Source organism: Mesorhizobium sp. (assembly GCF_004962925.1).
GTDB lineage: Bacteria > Pseudomonadota > Alphaproteobacteria > Rhizobiales > Rhizobiaceae > Mesorhizobium.
On record NZ_SUEO01000521.1, the window covers coordinates 1 to 209 of the forward strand.

1 protein-coding gene is annotated in these 209 nt (G+C 63.2%); it reads left to right on the plus strand.

The annotated features are described in order from the left end of the window. Window positions 1-209, plus strand: a 209-nt coding sequence (locus E5W87_RS35965; RefSeq protein WP_292408831.1) for an NAD-glutamate dehydrogenase domain-containing protein, incomplete at both ends; no start/stop codon positions are given.

Below are 209 nucleotides of genomic sequence, written 5' to 3' on the forward strand. Positions count from 1 at the left end.
GACCAGGGCCGAGCTCGGCGTGCTGTTGGCCTATGCCAAGATCGTGCTGTTTTCCGACATCGTCGCCAGCGACGTGCCGGACGATCTGCATTTCGACCGTGACCTGATGGGCTATTTTCCGGACCGCATGGCGAAGAAATACGCGGCCGAGATCCATGGCCACCGCCTGCGCCGCGAAATCATCGCCCGCGTCGTCGCCAACGACCTGG